Source organism: Sphingomonas zeae, assembly GCF_014197135.1.
Classification (GTDB): Bacteria; Pseudomonadota; Alphaproteobacteria; order Sphingomonadales; family Sphingomonadaceae; genus Sphingomonas; species Sphingomonas zeae.
In genome coordinates, this window is the sequence record NZ_JACIFA010000012.1 from 15,829 (window position 1) to 37,089 (window position 21,261).

The following is a 21,261-nucleotide window of genomic DNA, read 5'->3' on the forward strand; positions in this document are numbered from 1 at the left end:
AGGCGCTGCGTCGTGCGCCGACAATCGGGCACATCAACCGGCGTTGCTCAGAACCTCTTGCACCGTGCGTGTCGTATCCCAGCGTTCGTCGCTGGACGGCTCGTCGGAAAAGCGGACCTTGACGCTGGCCTCCACGCCCGCCGCGCGCAGCGGCATGGCGAAGCTGCGCTCGACCGCGCGCCGGGTCGCATCGCGCGCCAGCTTCATCGGCGCAGGTGCACGGGCCTGTCGCATCAGCTCGACCTGCCCCGCAGTGCGGTTGGCGGCGTCGAGCCTTTGTTCGGCATCGGTAAAGGTCGTAAGCAGGCCGCCCGAGCCATATTCGCGGATCGCCGACAAATCGACCTGCGGCCCGTCAATCTCGACCGGCGGCAACGTTACCGACAGGACGCGGGTCGTCGCATCCCAGCGGACATCCTGTTGCCGCAGCTTGCCCAGATCAACCTCATAGCGGACCATGCCTGGCATGATGAGCGTCCGCTCGGTCGAAAAGCCCAGTTGCGACTGGCGCGAGGTGACGACCGCGACATAACGCGCGGCGAAGGCCGACAGCCGGTTCTGTTCGCGCAGGCCGTCCAGGCTGGCGCGGGCAATCGTCGTCGGATCGGGGGTCAGGCGATCGGCGACATAGCGCTGGATACCCCATATCGCGATCAGCCCCGCCAGGATCAGCAGGACAAGCGCTCCCGCCACCTTCGTCAGGAACAGGCCGACGCCGCCGCGCGCCCGAGCCTGGGGTTGCGGCGGCGTTTCGATAGGCGGGGTCACGCCGCGGTCGTCCATGATTCTCCTTCCTCGCGGACGAGCCCGCGGTTCCGAAGGTCATAAAGATGCGCCAGCACCGATCGTTCCGCTGCCGGAATCAATTTGGGGTTCAGCCCGACATACATGCGCGTGGTCATCGCCGCGATGGACTGCGCCTCACTGGCCAGCAGCCGTAAGATCTGCCCCTCGCGCTGTTTGCGATGGCCCAACATCCCGCGCACCAGCCGCTGTGGATTGTCCACCGCCTCGCCGTGACCGGGATAATAGACGCGGTCATCGCGCTCCATCAGCTTTTCCAGGCTCGCCATATAGGCGGCCATGTCGCCGTCCGGCGGCGAGACGATACTGGTAGACCAGCCCATGACATGATCGCCCGAAAACAGGGCCTTGGTTTCGGGCAGTTCGAAGGCCAGATGGTTGGACGTATGCCCCGGCGTGGCGATCGCGCCCAGCGTCCAGCCGTCGCCGCCCACCGCCTCGCCCTCTGCCAATATCCGGTCGGGGGCATAGTCGCGATCGAACGCAGCGTCGGACCGGCCGCCGTCATAATCCGGCGCAAAGGGCGCGGCACCGACGACCGGCGCGCCCGTCAGGCGGGCAAGGGGACGGCTGGCCGGGCTATGATCGCGATGGTGATGGGTGATGAGGATCGCCACCACCGTTCGCCCGGCGATCGCGCGGGTCAGCGCCTCGATATGGGCGGGATCATCGGGGCCGGGATCGATCACCGCGACGTCGCGATCACCTACGACATGGCTCTGCGTGCCCGTATAGGTGAAGGGCGAGGCATTGGGGGCGAGCACGCGGGTGACCAGCGGCTCAAGCAGGATCGGAATGCCGGTCGGGTGCTCAGCCATTGCCAGTCATGTGGGCAAGCCGCCGACAAAGAGCAACCCCCGTACCCGTCGGACGAGCACGAGGGTTGAGTTGGGGTAAAATCGGTACGACCTCAGTCGCGGTCGCGATTTGCCATTTCGGCCTTCAGCTCGGCGGTCGCTTCGGCCAGACCCTTCAGGGCTTCGCGGCGCGCATCTTCGGACAGGTTGCGGTCGCGGTCGATCGAGGCGCGCGCGCTCTCGATGCTGGCCAGCGCGATCTGCATGTTCACCTGCGCCGTGCGCTGGGCACCGAGCGCGGCGAGCGAGGCCTGGCGGGCGGAATGCTCGATCCGGTCGGTGCAGATGACCGTAACCTGCCGCCGGGTCTTACCGTCGATGGTCGTATAGCTGGTACGGGTATCGCTGCTGCCCGTCCCGCAGCTGCGCGACTGGATCATCGGGATCGGCGGCATGGGGACCATCGGGGGGACCATCGGGACCATGCCGTTGCCGCCGACAAACTTGACCTTATGCCCATTGCCCAGGGTGACGACGCGGACCCGGGGCACGGCCGGAGCCTGGGGGGCGGCGGGCGGTTCGGCGGCCTGTGAAACGGTTGGAGCGGCGGGAACAGCGGGCGTCGCCGGAGCCGTCGCGGCGACCGCAGCCACTGGCTTGGCTGGCGCGGTCGGAGCAGTCGGCTCGGACGCCGCCACGGGCGAATTGGGCACTTCAGGCTCTGTCTGGGCGACGGCGGGCAGGACCGCGACGGTGCTGGTCAGGTCGACGCCCAATGTCCGCTCGACCTTCTTCGTCAGGGCCGCCGCCGCCGGCGTACCCGAGGCGGTCGCCCCCAGCCCCGCCAACACGAGCAGTGATACGGTCGCGCCCCCCATTGCCAGCTGGCGACGCGATGTCGGAGAAGTGGTCAACATCTTCAGCCTCCCTTTCAGATCATCGATGGTATGCAGGTGACAGGCGCCCGACAGGGCGCGGCCATGCGCGGCCTTCACGATGGCGCAGGCATAGACATGCCGATCGGCGCGGCTGCGCCCTTTCAGGACGCGAGCGTCATTGGCCAGTTCCTGGTCGGCACGGAACGCGTGGAAGGCCCGCCACGCCACGGGATTGAACCAGTGGAGCGCCAGCACCGCGAGCGCGATCCAGTTGGCGATCAGGTCGCCACGGGCATGGTGGCCCAGCTCATGCGCCAGCGCCAGGTCGCGCTCGTCGGCATCGTAACGCTCGGCGAAATCGCGCGGGAAGGCGACATAACGGCGCCAGATCCCGAAGGCGAGCGGCCCCGGCGCACCGTCGCTGGCGACGACGCGAACCCCCGCGATCGCATCCAGCGCCTCGGCCGTTGCGAGCAGGCGCGCGCGGAACCGCCAGTGACGCAGTAGCTGGAAACCGAGAAAGCCCGCTGCCCCAACGATCCAGAGCAGCGCCACGCCCTGCTCCACCATCGGCCACAGGCTCGGCTCCGCGAGCGTCGCGGGCATCTGTTCCGCCATCGGCATCACGACATAGGTGGCAATGCTTTGGCTCGCGGCGGCGAGCGGCGGGGTCGCCTGCTCCGACAGGCCGCGCGGCAGCGGCGGCAGGATCAGGCGAAGCAGCGGCAACGCCCAGAGCGCATAGGCGATCTGCGGTCCAAAAGCCTGGCGGACATGGCGGCGAACCAGCAGGACCAGCGCCATCAGCAGTGTCGAGGCGATCATCGCCTCCACCGCCCAGCCGAGTTGCGCGCCGCTCACGCCTTCAGCTCCTTGAGCAGCGCCTCGATCTCCGAAATGTCCTGCGCGGTAAGTTCGTCACGCTCGGCCAGATGCGCGACCAGCGGGGTCAGGCGGCCGCCAAAGAGCCGGTCGATCAGGCGGCGGGACTCGCCCACCACATAATCGTCGCGCGCGACCAGCGGACGGTACAGGTAACGCCGCCCCTGCTCCTCATGCGCGATGGCGCTCTTCGCGAGCAGGCGGCCGAGCAGCGTCTTGACGGTGTTGGTGCTCCAGCCGCGTTCCGGGTCGACCCGCTCCGCGACATCCTGCGCGGTCAAGGGAGCCTCCTCCCACAGGACCTCCATCACGGCATGTTCGGCATCGCTGATACGCTCGGCCATCGACTCGCCCTCTTATTGATTACAAGCGTAATCCTATTACGATTACAGGCGTAGTCAATAGGGCGATTTCGATCCTCCCCGGCACGGGGAGGTGGCATCGCGTCAGCGATGACGGAGGGGGGCATCCACACAGGACTCGCCAGCGGCGATCCCCCTCCACTAGCTTCGCTGCCCCCCCGTGCCGGGGAGGATAGAAAAAGGGCCGGATTTTCATCCGGCCCTCCGTAGCATCACGCGGTCTTCACATCCTGGACCAGCTCAGCCAGCTCTCCGCTTTCGTACATCTCCATCATGATGTCCGACCCACCGACGAACTCGCCCTTCACATAGAGCTGGGGGATGGTCGGCCAGTCCGAATAGGCCTTGATGCCCTGGCGGATGCCCTGGTCCTGAAGCACGTCGACGCTCTCGAACGGCACGTCCAGATGGTTCAGGATCGCCACCGCGCGGCTGGAAAAGCCGCATTGCGGGAAGAGCGGCGTCCCCTTCATGAACAGCAGGACGGCATTGTCCTTCACCAGCGCGTCGATCCGCGCATTCACATCATCGGTCATATCATTCGTCCTCAGGGAAACGGGTCAGGCGGCCGTAACCGCGGTGGTCAGTTGCAGCGCATGAAGCTCGCCCCCCATGCGTCCGCCGAGGGCGGCATAGACGGCACGGGTGCGCGCGACACGGCTCATGCCTGCAAAGCTGGCGGCGGTGACGTGTGCGGCATAGTGATCGCCGTCCCCGGCCAGATCGGTGATCTGGACATCAGCGTCAGGAATGGCGGCGCGGATCATCGCAGCGATATCGTCGGCGGCCATCGGCATGGTCAGCGGCTCTCCATCAATTGGCGGCGCGCCTCGACCTGCTTCTCGTCAAGGGCGCGGCGGACTTCGGCCTCGTCCACGTTGATCCCGGCGGCGGTCAGGTCGCCGAGCAGCTTGCGAATGACATCCTCATCGCCCGCCTCCTCGAAATCGGCCTGCACCACCGCCTTCGCATAGGCGTCGGTTTCGGCGGGCGTCAGCTTCATCCGCTCGGCCGCCCATTGCGCGACCAGCCGGTTGCGCCGCGCCGTGATGCGGAACAGCATGTCGTGGTCAGCCACGAATTTGGCCTCGAAGCCCTTTCTGCGTTCGTCGAAACTGGTCATCCGTCCGCCATCCCCCAACCCATATAGGCAATCCAAACACGTGCCCGAGATAGGAGCCGGCGCGCCCGCGCGCAACCGATGTACCGATCGGGTGTCGCGAGATGCCCCACGGAAACATTCCGGCTGTGAAATGGTGGGAACGCGCACCCCTTTCGGTGCGTAATTGTCATGAGAACCAAAGCGGGATGGCCTCGGGAACTCCTGGGCCGTCACCGATAGTCTAGGAGAGTGTCATGCCTACCCCCCGCCCGATGCCACCGGATCGTCTACATGACCCGATGCTGGGCATCGTCAACGGCCTGATCGGATCGCTCGCGATGTGGGCGGTCATTGCCGGGATCGTCGTCATCGCGTCCTGATCGCTCCGCTCCAACGCGGCGCGTCCGGCTCGGCTCAAGCGGTTCCGGCTGTGGTCGCGTCCAATCGCTGCCGCCCGGCGATCCAGGGCCGCCCCTCGGCCATCTCGCCCTCGAAACTGCCGATCGCCTCGTCCCGAGCCAGGGTCAGACCGACTTCGTCCAGCCCCTTCATCAGGCATTCGCGACGAAACGGGTCCAACTCGAAGGCGAACCGATCCTGAAACGGCGTGGTGACGGTCATCGTCTCCAGATCGACCGTGATGGGCTGGTCCTTTGCCACCTCGATCAGTCGGTCGACCGCCTCCTGCGGCAGGACCACCGGGACGATGCCATTCTTGAAGGCATTGCCCGAAAAGATGTCGGAAAAGCTGGGCGCGATCACCGCCTGGATGCCCATGTCCGCCAGCGCCCACGCCGCGTGCTCGCGACTGGAGCCGCAGCCGAAATTGTCGCCCGCGATCAGGATCGGCGCGCCTGCATAGGCGGGATCGTCAAAGATGTTGCCCGGCTGCGCCCGCACCGTCTCGAACGCACCGCGCCCAAGGCCGGCACGGGTGATCGTCTTCAGCCAATGCGCCGGGATGATGACATCCGTGTCGATATTCTTGGCACCCCAAGGGTAAGCGGTGCCCGAGACGGTCGTAACCGGGTTCATTCCATCATCCCTGCCTTCCAAAAGCGTCCGCGTCAGCCGGCGCGCTGCGGACGCTGCTCGGCCACGGCGGGGCGCGAGGCGACCCCTGCGGCGTAGGCGGCCGCGCCGCATAGAACGGCGCCGGTGACGAGCATGACCAATACGTGCTTCATAATGCGTGTCCCCAATTGTCCCTATGAGATGCCTTCACGACTGAAATCGTGGACTTTCAACTCTCTAACGTCGAAAAGGCGCCCGGTCACGGCCGCTGCGGCCGCCATGGCGGGGGACAGCAGATGAGTGCGCGCGCCCGGACCCTGCCGCCCGACAAAATTGCGGTTCGACGTCGAAGCACAGCGCTCGCCCGCGGGGACCTTGTCGGGGTTCATCGCCAGGCACATCGAGCAGCCCGGCTCGCGCCACTCGAAGCCCGCCTGCACGAACACGCGGTCCAGCCCCTCGGCCTCGGCCTGACGCTTGACCAGGCCGGAGCCAGGCACGACCAACGCCCGCACGCCGTCGGCAACCTTGCGGTCGCGCGCCACGGCGGCGGCGGCGCGCAGATCCTCGATCCGGCTGTTGGTGCAGCTGCCGATGAAGACATGCTGGACATCGATGTCCTGCATCGCGGTGCCGGGGGTCAGCCCCATATAATCCAGCGACTTGCGCGCCGCTTCGCGCTTCGACGGATCGGTGAAGCTGTCGGGATCGGGCACGACGCCGGTGATCGGCACCACGTCCTCGGGGCTGGTGCCCCAGGTCAGGTTGGGCGCGATGTCGGTGGCGTCGAGCGTCACCACCTTGTCGTACACCGCGCCCGGATCGGTCGGCAGCGTCCGCCACCAGGCGACCGCCTTCTCCCAGTCCTCACCCTTGGGCGCCATGGGACGCCCCTTCAAATAGGCGAAGGTCGTCTCGTCCGGCGCGATCAGCCCGGCCCGCGCGCCGCCCTCGATCGACATGTTGGCGATGGTCAGGCGACCTTCCACCGACAGATTGCGGATGACGCTGCCGGTAAATTCGATGACATGGCTGGTACCGCCCGCCGCACCGATCTTGCCGATGATCGCCAGAACCACGTCCTTGGCCGATACGCCGTGACCCAGCGTGCCGTCGACGCGGACCTCCATCGTCTTGGAGGGCGAGAGCAGCAGCGTCTGGGTCGCCAGCACATGCTCGACCTCGGACGTGCCGATGCCGAAGGCCAGCGCGCCCAGCGCCCCGTGCGCCGAGGTATGGCTGTCGCCGCAGACGAGCGTGGTGCCCGGCAGGGTAAAGCCCTGCTCCGGCCCGACGACATGGACGATGCCCTGCGCCGCCGCCGTCGCATCGATATAATCGACGCCGAACTCGGCGGTGTTGCGGCGAAGCGCTTCCAGTTGCTGCGCACTTTCCGGGTCGGCGATGGGCAGCAATTGGCCGTTGGCGTCCGTACGCGGCGTCGTCGGCAGGTTATGATCGGGAACCGCCAGCGTCAGCTCCGGACGCCGCACCTTGCGCCCCGCCGCGCGGAGCCCCTCGAACGCCTGCGGGCTCGTCACCTCATGGACGAGGTGTCGGTCGATATAGATGAGACAGGTGCCATCGGGCCGCCGTTCGACAACGTGCGCGGCCCAGATCTTCTCGTACAGCGTCTGGGGTCGTTGGGCCATGATGGGGGCGCTGTTATCCGAAAAGGCGCGCGACGCAAAGGTCGGGCGCAATGTTATTTCGCTTGAGTGGCGCATTTGTCATGTAGGCGAGCGATGTGCGTGGCCTTCGACTTCGCTCAGGCTGAACGGAAGTTGGGCAAGCCACCTCCCCCACGCCGTTCGCCCCCCTCACCCCTTGGCACGAAAATCCTCCGTCACCCGGCCACACTCGGCCAGCTCGATTTCATGCGCCGGGTCGCGCCACGTCTCGGCCAATGCCTGTGCCTCCCAATCGAGCATCGCCGGATGCGCCAGGACCGCCTCGACCCAGGCCGCCCCCGGTGCGCCTACATCGATGCCATAGGTCCGCACCCGGAACGCCACCGGCGCGTAGAAGGCGTCCACCGCCGAAAACCGATCCCCCGCCAGCCAAGGCCCGCCGAAGTGCGAAAGCCCCTCGCCCCACAGTTCCGCCAGCCGCGCGACGTCGCGGTCCAGCCGAACCGATGGCGGCTTCGCATCCGCCCGCACGCCGACACTCATCGTTCGCTCGGAGCGCAGCGCAGCAAAGCCGCCATGCATTTCCGCCACCGCGCACATCGCCCAGGCGCGCGCCGCCTCGTCCTCCGGCCAGACGCCCGGATGTCGCTCTGCCAGATACAGCGCGATGCCCAGCGAATCCCACACCGTCCGCTCGCCGTCGAGCAGCACCGGCACCTGCCCCGTCGGCGAAAAGGCCCGGAACGATTCGTAATTCTCCGCCGCCGCGAACGGCTCGATCCGATCGGTGAAGGCGATCCCCGATGCCTTCATCAGCAGCCAGGGGCGCAGCGACCAGCTCGAATAATTCCGGTTCGCGGTGACGAGCGTATAGGCCATCAGCGTTCGAACTTGGCCGTCGTCTTGGCTGCCACCTCATCGGCGGTGACGCCCGGCGCGCATTCGATCAGGCGGAAGGCGCTGTCGTGATCGGGCCGCTGGAACACCGCCAGATCGGTGACGATCATGTCGACCACGTTGCGCCCGGTCAGCGGCAGGGTGCATTCGGGGATGAACTTCGGGCTGCCGTCCTTGGCGTTGTGCTCCATGACGACGATGATCTTCTTGACGCCCGCGACCAGGTCCATCGCGCCGCCCATGCCCTTGATCATCTTGCCGGGGATCATCCAGTTGGCGATGTCGCCGCCCTCGGACACCTCCATCGCGCCGAGCACCGTCAGGTCGATATGCCCGCCCCGGATCATCGCGAAGCTGTCGGCTGACGAGAAATAGACCGAGTGCGGCAGCTCGCTGATCGTCTGCTTGCCTGCGTTGATGAGGTCGGGATCGACTTCGTCGTCATAAGGAAACGGCCCGATGCCCAGCATCCCGTTTTCGGATTGTAGCGTAACCTCAACCCCTTGCGGAATATGATTGGCAACGAGTGTCGGGATGCCGATGCCGAGATTGACGTAGAAGCCGTCCTTCAATTCCTTGGCGGCACGGGCGGCCATTTCGTCGCGGGTCCAGGCCATGGTTACTCTCCTGTCGGATGCCACCGCCGGTCGGCGGGGAAGATGTCGTCGGGGCTGCCCTTCAGCGCCTTGCCGTAAACGGGGTTCGGGAAGACGAACCAGCCGCGTCCCCACAGCGCCGCGATGCGCGGGCCATCGGCACGGGTGCGACGCTGCGCCACGGTAGCAGATGTGTTGAACAACTCGCTGAAATCGCCCAGCTGGTCGCCGCCCATTGCGATCACGCAGTAACGCTGCGCAATCTGCCAGCGGCGCGGGTCCTTGTTGTCGCCACTCCCCGTGTCGGGGCGCACGAACAGCGTGTCGCCATGCACCGCCGGGCCGAGCCCCGCCGCCTCGATCACGCGCGCCGACCCGGCGGGATCGTCGCGGTTGGTGTTGAAGATCACCGTCACACCCATCGCCCGCAGATCGGCGATCGCTGCCGCCGCACCGGGCGTGGGCAGCACGGCATGGCCGTCGCTCTGTTCCCAGGCGCGCCAGCGACTGGGGAAGTCGCGGTCGGGGCGGCCGGTCAGGTCGTCATATTCGAAGCCGAGATTCTGGAGGACCGTCTCGTCGACGTCGAAAACCGCCGCCGGACGCTTGCCCGCGCAAGGCACGAAGCGCGGGCTTTCGAGGCTCGCGCCTTGCGCCAGCACGACGCTGTCGGGCTGGGGGCGGCGTACCCGGTCGGCGGCATAGGTGACGAGCGCGTTCCAGGCCTGGCGAGAGATCGCGTCGGCCTCGGCCGAGCCGTAGAGATATTGCATGCCCGCCAGCTTGGGATTGATGGCGGCCGGAGGAGGCGCGGACGTGCCGTTGTTGCCGACCGCGACGACGCAGCCGGACAGGGTCAGGGCGGTGGCGAGTGCGGCGCCCAGCCTCGGGCCGGGTCGCCCTCCCCCAGCCCCTCCCGCTTGCGGGAGGGGAGAGGTATTGCAGATGTCGTCTTGCTTCAACATGCGTTTACGCCCCCAAGGTTTGCCAAGCACGCTCCCCCTCCCGCAGGCGGGAGGGGGTCGGGGGGAGGGCTGGCGCTCTCCGCATCCCCGCCCCCAAGAATCAGGCCCGCTCGCGAACCGTGCGGAACTCGATCTTCCTTTCGTACGGCGCACCGACGATCATCCGCTTCACATAGATGCCGGGCAGATGAATCTGGTCGGGATCGAGGCTGCCGACCGGTACCACTTCCTCCACCTCGGCCACGCAGATGCGGCCCGCGGTCGCCATCGGCTGGTTGAAGTTGCGCGCTGTCTTGCGAAAGATCAGGTTCCCGGCCTCATCGGCCTTCCACCCCTTGATGATCGACAGGTCGGCGCGGATGCCGCGTTCGAGGATATAATCCTCCCCGTCGAACTGCTTCACTTCCTTGCCCTCGGCAACCTTCGTACCGACGCCGGTCTTGGTATAGAAACCGGGAATGCCCGCGCCCCCGGCCCGGCAGCGTTCGGCCAGCGTGCCCTGCGGACAGAACTCGACCTCCAACTCGCCCGACAGATATTGCCGCTCGAACTCCTTGTTCTCGCCGACATAGGAGGAGATCATTTTCCTGACCTGGTGCGAGCGCAGCAGCTTGCCCAGCCCGACGCCATCGATCCCGGCATTGTTGCTGGCGATGGTCAGGTCCTTGACCCCGGCGGCCTCGATCGCATCGATCAGGCGCTCGGGGATACCGCACAGGCCGAATCCACCGGCGCAGATCGTCATGCCGTCATGGAGCAGGCCATCGAGCGCGGTAGCCGCGTCGGGATAAAGCTTCTGCATGGGCGTCCTCCCTAGATTTGCATGAGCGTTAGGCGGAGGCGTGGAGCCGGGTCAACCCGGCGTTTGCCCTTTGAAAGGAACCGCGGCTAGGCTGTGGCCCATGACCACGAAAACCGGCGGACGCCTGCTTGTCGATGCGCTTCTCGAACAGGGGTGCGACCGTATCTTCACCGTGCCGGGGGAGAGTTTCCTGGCGGTGCTCGACGCGCTGCACGACACGCCCGCCATCGACCTGGTGACGTGCCGACAAGAGGGCGGCGTGACCTTCATGGCCTGTGCCGACGGCAAGCTGACCGGGCGACCGGGCATCGCCTTCGTCACCCGCGGGCCAGGCGCGACCAACGCCGCGATCGGCGTGCATGTCGCGCGCCAGGATTCGCAGCCGATGATCCTGTTCATCGGCGATGTCGACCGGGGCACTCGCGACCGCGAAGCCTTTCAGGAGGTCGATTTCCAGGCGATGTTCGCGCCGCTCGCCAAATGGACCGCGCGAATCGATGATGCCGCGCGAATCCCGGAATATGTCGCCCGCGCCTATGCCATGGCGATGAGCGGACGGCCGGGGCCGGTGGTACTGGCGCTGCCCGAAGACATGCTGTGCGACATGGTCGAGGGCACCCCCCGCCCCCGGATCGAAAGGCCTGCGCAGGACGTATCGATCATCGATGCGCTGACCGTTCATGACATGATCGGCAAGGCGGAGCGTCCGGTGGCGATCATCGGCGGCGCGCATTGGGACGCGGACACCATCGCACTGGTCGAAAAATGGGGCGAAGCCGCGGGTGTGCCGCTGGTCGCCGCGTTCCGGCGGCAGGATGCGGTTTCCGCGACTTGCCCGGTCTATGCAGGCAATCTGGGCTATGGCCCTAACCCGGCCCTCGTCGCCCGCGTGCGTCATGCCGATCTGCTGATCGTAATGGGTGCACGTCTGGGGGAAGCGACGACCGATGGATACACCGTCATTACGCCCGACCATCCCGGCCAGACGCTGATCCACGTTCATCCCGATCCCGACGAACTTCATAGCGTCTATCGGACGGATCTGGCGCTCTGCTGCGACGTGGCGGAGGCCGTCGCCATGCTGGAGCTGATGGCGACCGAACGCGGCCGGCCACACCCCTCGGGCGCGCAAGCGCATGGCGAATATCTTGCCTGGTCCGAGCCGTCCCCCCGCGACGGCGTGACGTTGGATCTGGGACAATGCGTCGAAGCGATGCGCCAGACGCTGCCCGCCACGACGATCCTCTGCAATGGTGCCGGCAATTATTCGGGATGGTGGCACCGTTATTGGCGCTACGAACCGGGGTGCCAACTTGCCCCGACCTGCGGCGCGATGGGCTATGGCGTGCCCGCCGCCACCGCCGCCGCCCTGCGCCATCCCAATCGCATGGTCGTCGCGCTGGCGGGCGACGGATGCTTCCTGATGAACGGACAGGAACTGGCCACCGCCGTCCAGCACGGCGCATCGATGCTGGTGATCGTGATCGACAATGGCGGCTATGGCACGATTCGGATGCATCAGGAGCGGGAATATCCAGGCCGGGTGGCAGGGACCGCGCTTTCTAACCCCGATTTTGCCGCCCTCGCCCGCGCCTATGGCTGCTGGAGCGAGACGGTGACGCGTACCGAGGATTTCGCCCCCGCCCTATCCCGCGCCATGGCGGAGACGGGGGTAAAACTGTTGCATCTGAAGACGGACATAGAGGTCATCACCCCCGCCACGACCCTGTCGCGAATCGCGGTACGCTAAGTCTTCCCCAGGAGGGCGAATATCGCAGACACATCGACCGCGCCGATCGCCCAAATAGCGCTACCATAGCCAAAGCGATGATGCTGCCCATTGACGCAAGGCAAAAGAAAACCGCCCCGGCATAACCGGGGCGGCGAGGTCGTTGCTGATTGCTTTAGTCAGAGAACGACTAGCATGTTCAGATGTTGTCGCCAAGGGCACCCTTGACCGAACCCTTCAGCTGCTGGCCCTTGCCCTCGACTTGCTGGGCCTGTCCTTCCGCTTTCATGTCGGCGTCGCGGTTGTGATCACCCAAGGCTTCCTTGGCCTTGCCAACCATTTCGTTGACGTTGCCCTTGATCTTGTCGGTCAGCTCACCCATTGAGGCCTCCATTTACTGGGGATTGAAAAATCCCGTTGAACACTCGGAAACACAACGGTTTGTTACGCGGCAAGTTCCGTGAAATTAAAGTCAGATGAGCCCGGCCAGCGGGCTCGACGGGTCGGCGTAGCGCCGCATTCCCATGCGCCCGGCGCGATACGCCATTCGGCCCGCCTCGACCCCCGCCTTCATCGCGCGGGCCATCAGCACCGGGTCCTTGGCCTCGGCAATAGCGGTGTTCATCAGCACGCCGTCACAGCCCAGCTCCATCGCGACGGCCGCTTCCGACGCGGTGCCGACGCCCGCATCGACCAGCACCGGCACCTTGGCGCCCTCGACGATCAGGCGGATCGTCACCTTGTTCTGGATGCCCAAGCCCGATCCGATCGGGGCACCGAGCGGCATGATCGCGACCGCGCCGACATCCTCCAGCCGCTTGGCGGCGATTGGGTCGTCGACGCAATAGACCATCGGCTTGAAGCCTTCCTTGGCCAGGATTTCGGTGGCGCGCAGCGTCTCATACATATCCGGGTAAAGGGTCTTCGCCTCACCCAGTACCTCCAGCTTGACCAGTTCCCAGCCGCCCGCCTCGCGCGCCAGACGCAGCGTGCGGATCGCATCCTCGGCGGTGAAGCAGCCTGCCGTGTTGGGCAGATAGGTGATCTTCTTGGGATCGATATAGTCGGTCAGCATCGGCGCATTGCGATCCGACACATTGACGCGGCGGACCGCGACCGTGACGATCTCCGCCCCGGCCGCCTCGACCGCCGCCGCGTTCTGCGCAAAGTCCTTATATTTGCCGGTGCCGACGATCAGGCGCGAACGGAAACGCCGCCCCGCCACTTCCCACGAATCGTCGTCCGAGACCGCCACCGCATGGTCGCCGCCGCCGACAAAATGAACGATCTCGATCTCATCGCCATCCTCGACCTGCACCTGCGCCAGCGTCGAGCGCGGCACGACCTCAAGATTGCGCTCGACCGCCACCTTTTCGGGCACCAGCCCCAGCTGGCTCGCCAGATCAGCGAGCGACAGCCCGGCCGCGACGCGCTTGTGCTCGCCATTCACGGTGATGGTCACGGTTCCGTCGGTATGGGGCATATGCGTGTCACTTACCATGCAGTCGCCACCCAATCTCGACGCGGGACGGGGTTAGCGGTTAAGGAAGGCCCTCGATCTAGGCCCGGCCACCCCGAGCCGCAACCATGGGAGTGCCGATGCCCGCGACCGTTTACGTCCTCAACGGGCCGAACCTGAACCTGCTGGGTATGCGCGAGCCGCATATCTATGGTCATGATACGCTGGACGATATTGCGGGGATGCTCGAGGATCGCGCGCGGGAGCTCGACCTGGAGATCGACATGCGCCAGTCCAACCATGAAGGCCATCTGATCGACTGGTTGCACGAGGCCCAGGCTTACGAAGCGAAAGCCGTGCTGCTCAATGCCGGGGGTTTTACCCACACCTCGATTGCGATTCACGACGCGATCAAGTCGGTGACGACCCCGGTGATCGAGGTTCATCTATCCAACCCTCATGCACGGGAGCCCTTCCGCCATGAGAGTTTCATCGGGCGTGCCGCAAAAGGCACAATCGCCGGTTTTGGCGCGCAATCCTATCTGCTCGCGCTTGAAGCCGCCGCCCGGTTCTGACAGGAGCGCGTTCCATGACCGAAAAGACTGAACAAGCCATGAAGGTCGATGTCGACCTCGTCCGTCAGCTCGCCGAGCTGCTCGACGCCACCGCCCTGACCGAGATCGAGGTCGAGCATGGCGACCGCAAAATCCGCGTCGCGCGCAAGGCGGCTCCCGCCGCACCGATGGCCTATGCCCCGGCGCCCGCCGCTGCCGCACCCGCCCCGGTGGCGGCCGCGCCGATCGCGGCTGCCCTGCCTGCGGAAGCTGCTACGCCTGCCGTATCGGCCAACGCCGTGAAGTCGCCGATGGTCGGCACCGTCTATCTGTCGGCCGAGCCGGGTGCCAAGCCCTTCGCCTCGATCGGCCAGAAGGTCGCCGCCGGCGACACGCTGCTGATCGTAGAGGCTATGAAGGTGATGAACCCGATCACCGCGACGGCGGCGGGCACCGTCACTGCCGTCCTGGTCGAGAACGGCCAGCCGGTCGAGTTCGACCAGCCCCTGGTCGTCGTCGAGTAATCCGCCTTGGCGCAGATCAAGAAACTCCTGATCGCCAATCGCGGTGAGATCGCGCTTCGCATCCACCGTGCCTGTCACGAGATGGGAATCGAAACCGTCGCCGTGCATTCCACGGCCGACGCCGATGCCATGCATGTGCGCCTCGCCGACCAGGCGGTGTGCATCGGCCCGCCCGCGGCCGGTGACAGCTATCTCAACATCCCGAACATCATCTCCGCCGCGGAGATTTCGGGCGCGGATGCCATCCACCCCGGCTACGGTTTCCTCTCGGAGAACGCCAAGTTCGCCGAGATCGTCGAGGCGCACGGTCTGATCTTCGTCGGCCCGAAGCCCGAGCATATCCGGATCATGGGCGACAAGGTGGAGGCCAAGCGCACCGCCGGTGCGCTCGGACTGCCGCTGGTGCCCGGTTCCGCCGGTGCGATTTCGGATATCGAGGAGGCCAAGGCGCTGGCCGCCGAGATCGGCTATCCAGTGCTCATCAAGGCGGCATCGGGCGGCGGCGGTCGCGGCATGAAGGTCGTGCCCTCCGAGGACCAGCTCGAAACGTTGATGCAGCAGGCGGGTTCGGAAGCGAAGGCCGCGTTCGGCGATGCCACCGTCTACATGGAAAAATATCTGGGCAACCCCCGGCATATCGAGTTCCAGGTGTTCGGTGACGGCAATGGCCAGGCGATCCATCTGGGCGAGCGCGACTGCTCGCTCCAGCGCCGCCACCAGAAGGTGCTGGAGGAAGCCCCCTCGCCGATCATCACGGCCGAGGAGCGTTCGCGCATGGGCGGCGTGGTCGCCAAGGCGATGGCCGATATGGGCTATCGCGGTGCGGGCACGATCGAATTCCTGTGGGAAGACGGCGAGTTCTATTTCATCGAGATGAACACCCGCCTTCAGGTCGAGCATCCCGTTACCGAGATGATTACCGGCCTGGACCTGGTGCGCGAGCAGATCCGCATCGCCGAGGGTCACCCGCTGACCCTGCGTCAGGAGGATGTGCAGTTCCGGGGTCATGCCATCGAGTGCCGCATCAACGCGGAAGACCCGCGCACCTTCGCCCCCTCGCCGGGCACGGTGAAGATGTATCACGCACCGGGTGGGATGCATGTCCGCGTCGATAGCGGGCTCTACCAGGGCTATAAGGTCCCGCCTTATTACGACAGCATGATCGCCAAGCTGATCGTGTACGGCACGACCCGCGAAGGCGCATTGCGCCGTCTGCGTCGCGCGCTGGAAGAGTTCGTGATCGAGGGGATGAAGACCACCATCCCGCTCCATCAGTCGCTGCTCGATGACCCGGAGTTCCTTAAGGGCGACTACACGATCAAATGGCTGGAGGAATGGCTGGCCAAGCAGGGCGCGTAAACCGCCCTGCTCCCTGATCGGGATGGACATAAAAGGCCTCCTCCCCAGCCGGGAGGGGGCTTTTATGTGCCCGGAAGCGGGGATTACCCCTCCACATTCCTGCCTGCCCATGGCACAAGCATCGGCGATGAAGGCGACGATCCTCCACAACCCGCGCTGCTCCAAATCGCGCGAGGCGCTGGCCCTGCTGACCGACGCGGGTGCCGACGTGACGGTGATCGAATATCTCAAGACACCGCCAAGCGCCGCGGAACTGGCGCGGATCTACGCGAAGGGCGGCCTGTCCCCGCGCGACGGCCTGCGCAGGGCGGAGGCAGATGCCAAGGCGCTGTCCGGCGCGGATGACACGACGGTTCTCGACGCGATGGCGGCCAACCCCATCCTTATTGAGCGGCCGCTGATCGAAACCGACAAGGGCGTGGTCATCGGCCGTCCACCCGAAGCCGTTCGCAGCATCCTGTGACCGCTGCCCAAAAATCAGGCAAGGGCCAGGCATTTGCCCATTTTCAAGGCGCAAATCTGACGATTTTCTTACCCTTTGACGAGGGAATAGCAATTGGCACGATCCATGCGACGCGCATGGTCGGGCGAGGGTTCGAACACCATCGGGGACAGTCAGGCTCGTGAAAAAGATTGAGGCGATCATCAAGCCCTTCAAGCTCGATGAGGTGAAGGAAGCGCTGCACGAAATCGGCGTGTCCGGCATCACCGTCACCGAGGCCAAGGGTTTCGGCCGCCAGAAGGGACATACCGAGCTGTATCGTGGCGCCGAATATGTCGTCGACTTCCTGCCCAAGGTGAAGCTGGAAGTGGTGGTCGAGGACGGTCTGGCCGAGCGCGTGGTGGAGGCGATCGCCGCCGCCGCGCAGACGGGCCGCATCGGCGACGGCAAGATTTTCGTCATCCCGGTCGAGACGGCGTTGCGCATCCGCACGGGCGAACGCGACGACGCGGCGATCTAAGGCACTCCACCCTCTACGTCATCGGGCCGACATCCGGCCCGATTAAAGGTTTTTCACCGGCCCCGGTCATCTCCGGGTGTCGGATCTAAGCAGAGAGAGAACGACACATGGCGAATACGGCCAGCGACATCCTGAAGAAGATCAAGGACGAGGAGATCGAGTGGATCGACCTGCGTTTCACCGATCCCAAGGGCAAGTGGCAGCACCTGACCATGGTCGCGTCGATCCTGGGTGAAGACGAATTGACCGACGGCCTGATGTTCGACGGCTCGTCGATCGAGGGCTGGAAGGCGATCAACGAGTCGGACATGGTCCTCAAGCCCGACCTCGACGCCGTCTACACCGATCCGTTCTCGGCCACCCCGATGCTGATCGTGTTCTGCGACATCGTCGAGCCGTCGACCGGCGAACTTTATGCCCGCGATCCGCGCTCGACCGCCAAGCGCGCCGAGGCGTTCGTGAAGACCACCGGCATCGGCGACACCGTCTATGTCGGACCGGAAGCCGAATTCTTCATGTTCGACGACGTGCAGTTCGACACCAACTATTCGTCATCCTATTTCAAGATCGACGATGTTGAGTTGCCCACCAATACCGGCCGTGAGTATGAAGGCGGCAATCTGGGCCACCGCCCGCGCGCCAAGGGCGGCTATTTCCCCGTCGCGCCGGTCGACTCGGCCGTCGACATCCGCGGCGAGATGGTGTCGACCATGCTCGAAATGGGCCTGCCCTGCGACAAGCACCACCACGAGGTTGCCGCCGCGCAGCACGAGCTGGGCCTGACCTTCGGCACGCTGACCCAGACCGCCGACCGCATGCAGATCTACAAATATGTCGTGCATCAGGTCGCCCATGCTTACGGCAAGACCGCGACCTTCATGCCCAAGCCGATCAAGGAAGATAACGGCTCGGGCATGCACACCCACTTCTCGATCTGGGAAGGCAAGACCCCGCTGTTCGCCGGCAACGGCTATGCTGGCCTGTCGGAAACCTGCCTGTACTTCATCGGCGGCATCATCAAGCATGCCAAGGCGGTGAACGCCTTCACCAATCCGACCACCAACTCGTACAAGCGTCTGGTGCCGGGTTACGAAGCGCCGGTGCTGCTCGCTTACTCGGCGCGCAACCGCTCGGCCTCGTGCCGCATTCCCTACGGCACCGGCCCGAAGTCGAAGCGCGTCGAAGTGCGCTTCCCCGACGCGCTGGCGAACCCCTATCTCGCCTATGCGGCGCTGCTGATGGCGGGTCTGGACGGTATCCAGAACAAGATCCATCCGGGCGAGGCGATGGACAAGAACCTGTACGACCTGCCGCCCGCCGAACTGGCCCAGGTCCCGACCGTCTGCGGTAGCTTGCGCGAAGCGCTCGACTCACTGGCCGCCGACCACGACTTCCTGCTGAAGGGCGACGTGTTCACCAAGGACCAGATTGAGAGCTATATCGAGCTGAAGATGAGCGAAGTGATGCGCTGGGAAATGACCCCCAGCCCGGTCGAATACGACATGTATTACAGCGGCTGATCCAGCCACTGACCGATGTCACTACGGGGAAAGGGGCCGCAAGGCCCCTTTCTTTTTGGGAGGAGTGTAAAGGTGCTTTTCAGCTTCGGCTTTTCCGCCCCGATCGACATGTTGAGCTGGGTCGTCGCCCTCATGCTCGGCGCCAAGCTGATCGCCACGCTGGTGCTGCTTCTGGTGGGTAGAGATGTCAGGGATCGGCCCGGATGGGGACCGATATTGTGGTGGGTCACCAAGCTGACGCCCATCGTCGCGATCCCCTGCGCCATTGCCATCGCCCTGCTGCAACGACAATTCGACGCAGCTTTGCTCTTCGGTGCCATGGCTCTGTTCGTCGCCATAGCCGTACCGCTGAAGGTCAGGCAGCGACAAGCGCGCATTGCGCGGGGGACTCGTTAAGCGAACAGCCTAAAACCATAATTCAGGTCATACGCGGCTCGCCCACCTCGTAGACGACCAGCCGACGCTCGCAGATACCCAGTTCCGGCCAAGCAGCCCGCCACTCGGCGATGTGCGGCGAGGCGAAATGGCGGTCCAGCGCGGACTGATCGACCCACATTTCTTTCACATGGATGAGGCCGGGTTCGAGCACGTCTTCCGCATAGCCATAGTCCAGGCATCCCGGCTCGGCGCGGCTGGCCTCGACCATGCGCTGCATGACCGGACGGGCGGCGTCCAGATTTTCCGGCGGCAGGCGCACGGTGCCGACGATCAGCAGCACGTCATTGCGCTACCGCCAACCGCTTGGCCGACAGGATCTTGATCGGCGCGGCCAGCATCTCGCCCTTGAACGGCCCCTTGGCGGGGTCGGCGGGCTGGTCGAGGATCTTGTGGATCACGTCCATCCCCTCGACGACATGGCCGAAGGCGGCATAGCCCAGATTGTCGCCGGGCTTGGACGGATCGGCGTCGAGCGAGGGCTGGTCGCCGACCATGATGGTGAAGTCGCCGCGCGCCGATCCGGGGGCCAGCCGCGCGATCGAGATGGTGCCATCCGTGTGCTTGATGCCGGTCTTGGTCGTCGGCTCATGCGCGATCGGGGGCAGGATGCGTTTGGGTTCGTTCTGGATGCCAAACTGGACGAAGCCGAAATCGGGCGCGACGCGGACCGTACGGTAGAAGGTCACGCCGTCCAGCCGATGCTGGTCGACATAGCGCAAGAAATTGCCGGTGGTGATCGGCGCATGGGTGCGGTCGAGGTCGAGCACCACGGGTCCGAGACTCGTCTGCATCGCGACGCGGACCATGACGGGCTTTGGGGCTTCGGTGGTCGTCGGCGCCGGCGGAGTTGCGGGAACGGTCTGGGCGGCCAGCAGGGCGACGGACAGGAGCGCGATCATCTTGGTCTCCGGGGGGCAGGAATTTGGCGGCAGGTTAGCGAGGTTTCGGGGCGAGGTGTATCCCTTGCCATGACCTCACGGAATAAGAACCGTGCTTCCTACCGTCTCCCCCGCCTCGATCGCACGGTGTGCCTCTGCTGCATCGGTCAACGCGAACGTCTGTCCGATCTCCGGCGTGATCGCGCCCTTCTCCAGCATCGCGAAGACCCGTGCGATCAGGCTGCGCTTTTCCTGCGCCGTCACGGCATAGTCGAACAAGGTCGGCCGGGTGACGAACAGCGATCCCTTGGCGGCGAGGATGCCCAGATTGACGCCATCCACCGCGCCCGAGGCATTGCCGAAGCTGACGACCAGCCCGCGCCGCGCCGTGCTGTTCAGCGACGCTTCCCAGGTCGCCTTGCCGACCCCGTCAATCACCACCGGCACGCCCGCGCCGCCGGTGATCTCGCGTACGCGGGCGGCGACATCCTCGGTCCGGTTGAGGATGACGTGATCGGCCCCGGCCGTGCGCGCCTTCTCCGCCTTGGCCTCGGACCCGACGGTCGCGATCACCGTCGCACCGATCGCCTTGAGCCAGCCGACCGCGAGGTGCCCCACCCCGCCCGCCGCCGCATGGACCAGAACGGTCCAGCCCGTCTGCACCTTCGCGCAATCCTCGATCAGGAAAGCGGTCGTCGCGCCTTTCAGCAGGATCGCCGCCGCCGTCTGGTCATCGACATGATCGGGCAGCGGCACTAGCAGATCTGCCGCGACGTTGCGCGCCGTGGCATAGGCGCCGCGCGCCGGGCCGAACACGCCAACCCGGTCGCCGACCTTACAGTCGGTCACGCCCTCGCCCACCGCCTCGACCACGCCCGCCGCTTCCGAGCCCAGCTTGCCGGGCAGCTCGATCGGGTACAGCCCGCTGCGGTGATAGGTGTCGATATAGTTCAGGCCGACCGCATGATGCCGCATCCGCACCTCACCCTTGGCGGGCGGCGGCAGTTGCTCGTCACGCCACTGGATGACCTCTGGCCCGCCGGTGCGGTCGATAAAGGCGGTCTTTTCCATGGCTCTACTCCAGTTCGCGTTCGCGCGGGCCAACGCC

At 65.5% G+C, this 21,261-nt stretch carries 27 protein-coding genes; 9 read left to right on the forward strand and 18 right to left on the reverse strand.

The features are described from left to right. Positions 1 to 33 precede the first annotated feature (33 nt). From GGR45_RS15295 to GGR45_RS15325, 7 genes are all read right to left on the reverse strand, one after another. Entirely contained in the window at positions 34 to 783 is a 750-nt protein-coding gene (locus tag GGR45_RS15295; RefSeq protein WP_175310710.1) for a DUF4230 domain-containing protein, read from the reverse strand. Next, a complete protein-coding gene (locus GGR45_RS15300; RefSeq protein ID WP_175310711.1) occupies positions 765 to 1,622 on the reverse strand; it encodes an MBL fold metallo-hydrolase in 858 nt (285 codons plus the stop codon). Before GGR45_RS15300 ends, GGR45_RS15295 begins: the two co-directional genes overlap by 19 nt. 92 nt (positions 1,623 to 1,714) lie before the next feature. Continuing rightward, entirely contained in the window at positions 1,715 to 3,340 is a 1,626-nt protein-coding gene (locus tag GGR45_RS15305; RefSeq protein WP_285139297.1) for a M56 family metallopeptidase, read from the reverse strand. Next, positions 3,337 to 3,705, reverse strand: coding sequence for a BlaI/MecI/CopY family transcriptional regulator (locus tag GGR45_RS15310; protein WP_175310712.1), 369 nt, complete (start codon positions 3,703 to 3,705; stop codon positions 3,337 to 3,339). Before GGR45_RS15310 ends, GGR45_RS15305 begins: the two co-directional genes overlap by 4 nt. 230 nt (positions 3,706 to 3,935) lie before the next feature. Next, entirely contained in the window at positions 3,936 to 4,259 is a 324-nt protein-coding gene (gene grxD / locus GGR45_RS15315; RefSeq protein ID WP_175310713.1) for a Grx4 family monothiol glutaredoxin, read from the reverse strand. A gap of 24 nt (positions 4,260 to 4,283) precedes the next feature. Further along, positions 4,284 to 4,520 (reverse strand): BolA/IbaG family iron-sulfur metabolism protein, encoded by a 237-nt coding sequence (locus GGR45_RS15320; protein ID WP_175310714.1) that lies wholly within the window; start codon positions 4,518 to 4,520, stop codon positions 4,284 to 4,286. 2 nt (positions 4,521 to 4,522) lie between these two features. Beyond that, positions 4,523 to 4,846: a DUF1476 domain-containing protein gene (locus tag GGR45_RS15325; RefSeq protein WP_175310715.1), complete on the reverse strand. Its 324-nt coding sequence runs from the start codon at positions 4,844 to 4,846 to the stop codon at positions 4,523 to 4,525. A gap of 233 nt (positions 4,847 to 5,079) precedes the next feature. Between GGR45_RS15325 and GGR45_RS19855 the strand changes: the two genes are divergently transcribed. Continuing rightward, positions 5,080 to 5,205 carry a hypothetical protein gene (locus GGR45_RS19855; RefSeq protein ID WP_281394136.1) on the forward strand — a complete coding sequence of 42 codons (126 nt, stop codon included), beginning with the start codon at positions 5,080 to 5,082 and terminating at the stop codon, positions 5,203 to 5,205. Between the two features lie 34 nt (positions 5,206 to 5,239). On the opposite strand, the gene leuD is transcribed toward GGR45_RS19855, so the two are convergent. The 6 genes from leuD to GGR45_RS15355 all read right to left on the reverse strand — a co-directional run bounded on the left by leuD (position 5,240) and on the right by GGR45_RS15355 (position 10,730). Beyond that, the gene (gene leuD / locus GGR45_RS15330) at positions 5,240 to 5,860 is read right to left on the reverse strand and encodes a 3-isopropylmalate dehydratase small subunit (protein ID WP_175310716.1); all 621 of its coding nucleotides are present in this window, start codon (positions 5,858 to 5,860) and stop codon (positions 5,240 to 5,242) included. Positions 5,861 to 6,033: 173 nt separating this feature from the next. Then, positions 6,034 to 7,491, reverse strand: a complete 1,458-nt coding sequence (gene leuC / locus GGR45_RS15335; protein WP_175310717.1) for a 3-isopropylmalate dehydratase large subunit — start codon at positions 7,489 to 7,491, stop codon at positions 6,034 to 6,036. A 168-nt stretch (positions 7,492 to 7,659) separates the two neighbouring features. Beyond that, a complete protein-coding gene (locus tag GGR45_RS15340; protein WP_175310718.1) occupies positions 7,660 to 8,349 on the reverse strand; it encodes a glutathione S-transferase family protein in 690 nt (229 codons plus the stop codon). Next, on the reverse strand, positions 8,349 to 8,984 hold the full coding sequence (locus tag GGR45_RS15345) for a CoA transferase subunit B (RefSeq protein ID WP_042490199.1): 636 nt from the start codon (positions 8,982 to 8,984) through the stop codon (positions 8,349 to 8,351). The genes GGR45_RS15340 and GGR45_RS15345 overlap by 1 nt, the downstream gene beginning before the upstream one ends. A gap of 2 nt (positions 8,985 to 8,986) precedes the next feature. Further along, positions 8,987 to 9,928, reverse strand: a complete 942-nt coding sequence (locus GGR45_RS15350; RefSeq protein ID WP_246358255.1) for an HAD family acid phosphatase — start codon at positions 9,926 to 9,928, stop codon at positions 8,987 to 8,989. A gap of 100 nt (positions 9,929 to 10,028) precedes the next feature. Next, a complete protein-coding gene (locus tag GGR45_RS15355) occupies positions 10,029 to 10,730 on the reverse strand; it encodes a CoA transferase subunit A (RefSeq protein WP_175310719.1) in 702 nt (233 codons plus the stop codon). A gap of 100 nt (positions 10,731 to 10,830) precedes the next feature. Between GGR45_RS15355 and GGR45_RS15360 the strand changes: the two genes are divergently transcribed. Next, complete coding sequence (locus GGR45_RS15360) at positions 10,831 to 12,480, forward strand: thiamine pyrophosphate-binding protein (RefSeq protein ID WP_175310720.1); 1,650 nt, start codon at positions 10,831 to 10,833, stop codon at positions 12,478 to 12,480. A 178-nt stretch (positions 12,481 to 12,658) separates the two neighbouring features. Here the strand turns inward: GGR45_RS15360 and GGR45_RS15365 are convergent, their stop codons facing one another. Next, positions 12,659 to 12,841, reverse strand: a complete 183-nt coding sequence (locus GGR45_RS15365; RefSeq protein ID WP_175310721.1) for a CsbD family protein — start codon at positions 12,839 to 12,841, stop codon at positions 12,659 to 12,661. Positions 12,842 to 12,931: 90 nt separating this feature from the next. Next, a complete protein-coding gene (thiS, locus tag GGR45_RS15370) occupies positions 12,932 to 13,942 on the reverse strand; it encodes a sulfur carrier protein ThiS (RefSeq protein ID WP_175310722.1) in 1,011 nt (336 codons plus the stop codon). Between the two features lie 116 nt (positions 13,943 to 14,058). Between thiS and aroQ the strand changes: the two genes are divergently transcribed. From aroQ to GGR45_RS15405, 7 genes are all read left to right on the forward strand, one after another. Continuing rightward, positions 14,059 to 14,493 (forward strand): type II 3-dehydroquinate dehydratase, encoded by a 435-nt coding sequence (gene aroQ, locus GGR45_RS15375; RefSeq protein WP_175310723.1) that lies wholly within the window; start codon positions 14,059 to 14,061, stop codon positions 14,491 to 14,493. Between the two features lie 14 nt (positions 14,494 to 14,507). Beyond that, positions 14,508 to 14,996, forward strand: coding sequence for an acetyl-CoA carboxylase biotin carboxyl carrier protein (gene accB, locus GGR45_RS15380; protein ID WP_175310724.1), 489 nt, complete (start codon positions 14,508 to 14,510; stop codon positions 14,994 to 14,996). A 6-nt stretch (positions 14,997 to 15,002) separates the two neighbouring features. Further along, positions 15,003 to 16,355: an acetyl-CoA carboxylase biotin carboxylase subunit gene (gene accC / locus GGR45_RS15385; protein ID WP_175310725.1), complete on the forward strand. Its 1,353-nt coding sequence runs from the start codon at positions 15,003 to 15,005 to the stop codon at positions 16,353 to 16,355. 127 nt (positions 16,356 to 16,482) lie between these two features. Further along, a complete protein-coding gene (arsC, locus tag GGR45_RS15390) occupies positions 16,483 to 16,818 on the forward strand; it encodes an arsenate reductase (glutaredoxin) (RefSeq protein ID WP_175310726.1) in 336 nt (111 codons plus the stop codon). A 160-nt stretch (positions 16,819 to 16,978) separates the two neighbouring features. Continuing rightward, on the forward strand, positions 16,979 to 17,317 hold the full coding sequence (locus GGR45_RS15395) for a P-II family nitrogen regulator (protein ID WP_007405799.1): 339 nt from the start codon (positions 16,979 to 16,981) through the stop codon (positions 17,315 to 17,317). 107 nt (positions 17,318 to 17,424) lie between these two features. Continuing rightward, entirely contained in the window at positions 17,425 to 18,837 is a 1,413-nt protein-coding gene (gene glnA, locus GGR45_RS15400) for a type I glutamate--ammonia ligase (RefSeq protein WP_175310727.1), read from the forward strand. A 72-nt stretch (positions 18,838 to 18,909) separates the two neighbouring features. Further along, positions 18,910 to 19,233, forward strand: a complete 324-nt coding sequence (locus GGR45_RS15405) for a hypothetical protein (protein ID WP_285139299.1) — start codon at positions 18,910 to 18,912, stop codon at positions 19,231 to 19,233. 22 nt (positions 19,234 to 19,255) lie between these two features. Here GGR45_RS15405 and GGR45_RS15410 read toward each other — a convergent pair whose 3' ends face one another. The 3 genes from GGR45_RS15410 to GGR45_RS15420 form a co-directional block, all read right to left on the reverse strand. Next, positions 19,256 to 19,555 carry a putative quinol monooxygenase gene (locus tag GGR45_RS15410; RefSeq protein ID WP_175310728.1) on the reverse strand — a complete coding sequence of 100 codons (300 nt, stop codon included), beginning with the start codon at positions 19,553 to 19,555 and terminating at the stop codon, positions 19,256 to 19,258. Between the two features lies 1 nt (position 19,556). Then, positions 19,557 to 20,174, reverse strand: a complete 618-nt coding sequence (locus GGR45_RS15415; protein WP_175310729.1) for a peptidylprolyl isomerase — start codon at positions 20,172 to 20,174, stop codon at positions 19,557 to 19,559. A gap of 75 nt (positions 20,175 to 20,249) precedes the next feature. Then, positions 20,250 to 21,224, reverse strand: a complete 975-nt coding sequence (locus GGR45_RS15420) for a quinone oxidoreductase family protein (protein ID WP_175310730.1) — start codon at positions 21,222 to 21,224, stop codon at positions 20,250 to 20,252. Between the last annotated feature and the right edge of the window lie 37 nt (positions 21,225 to 21,261).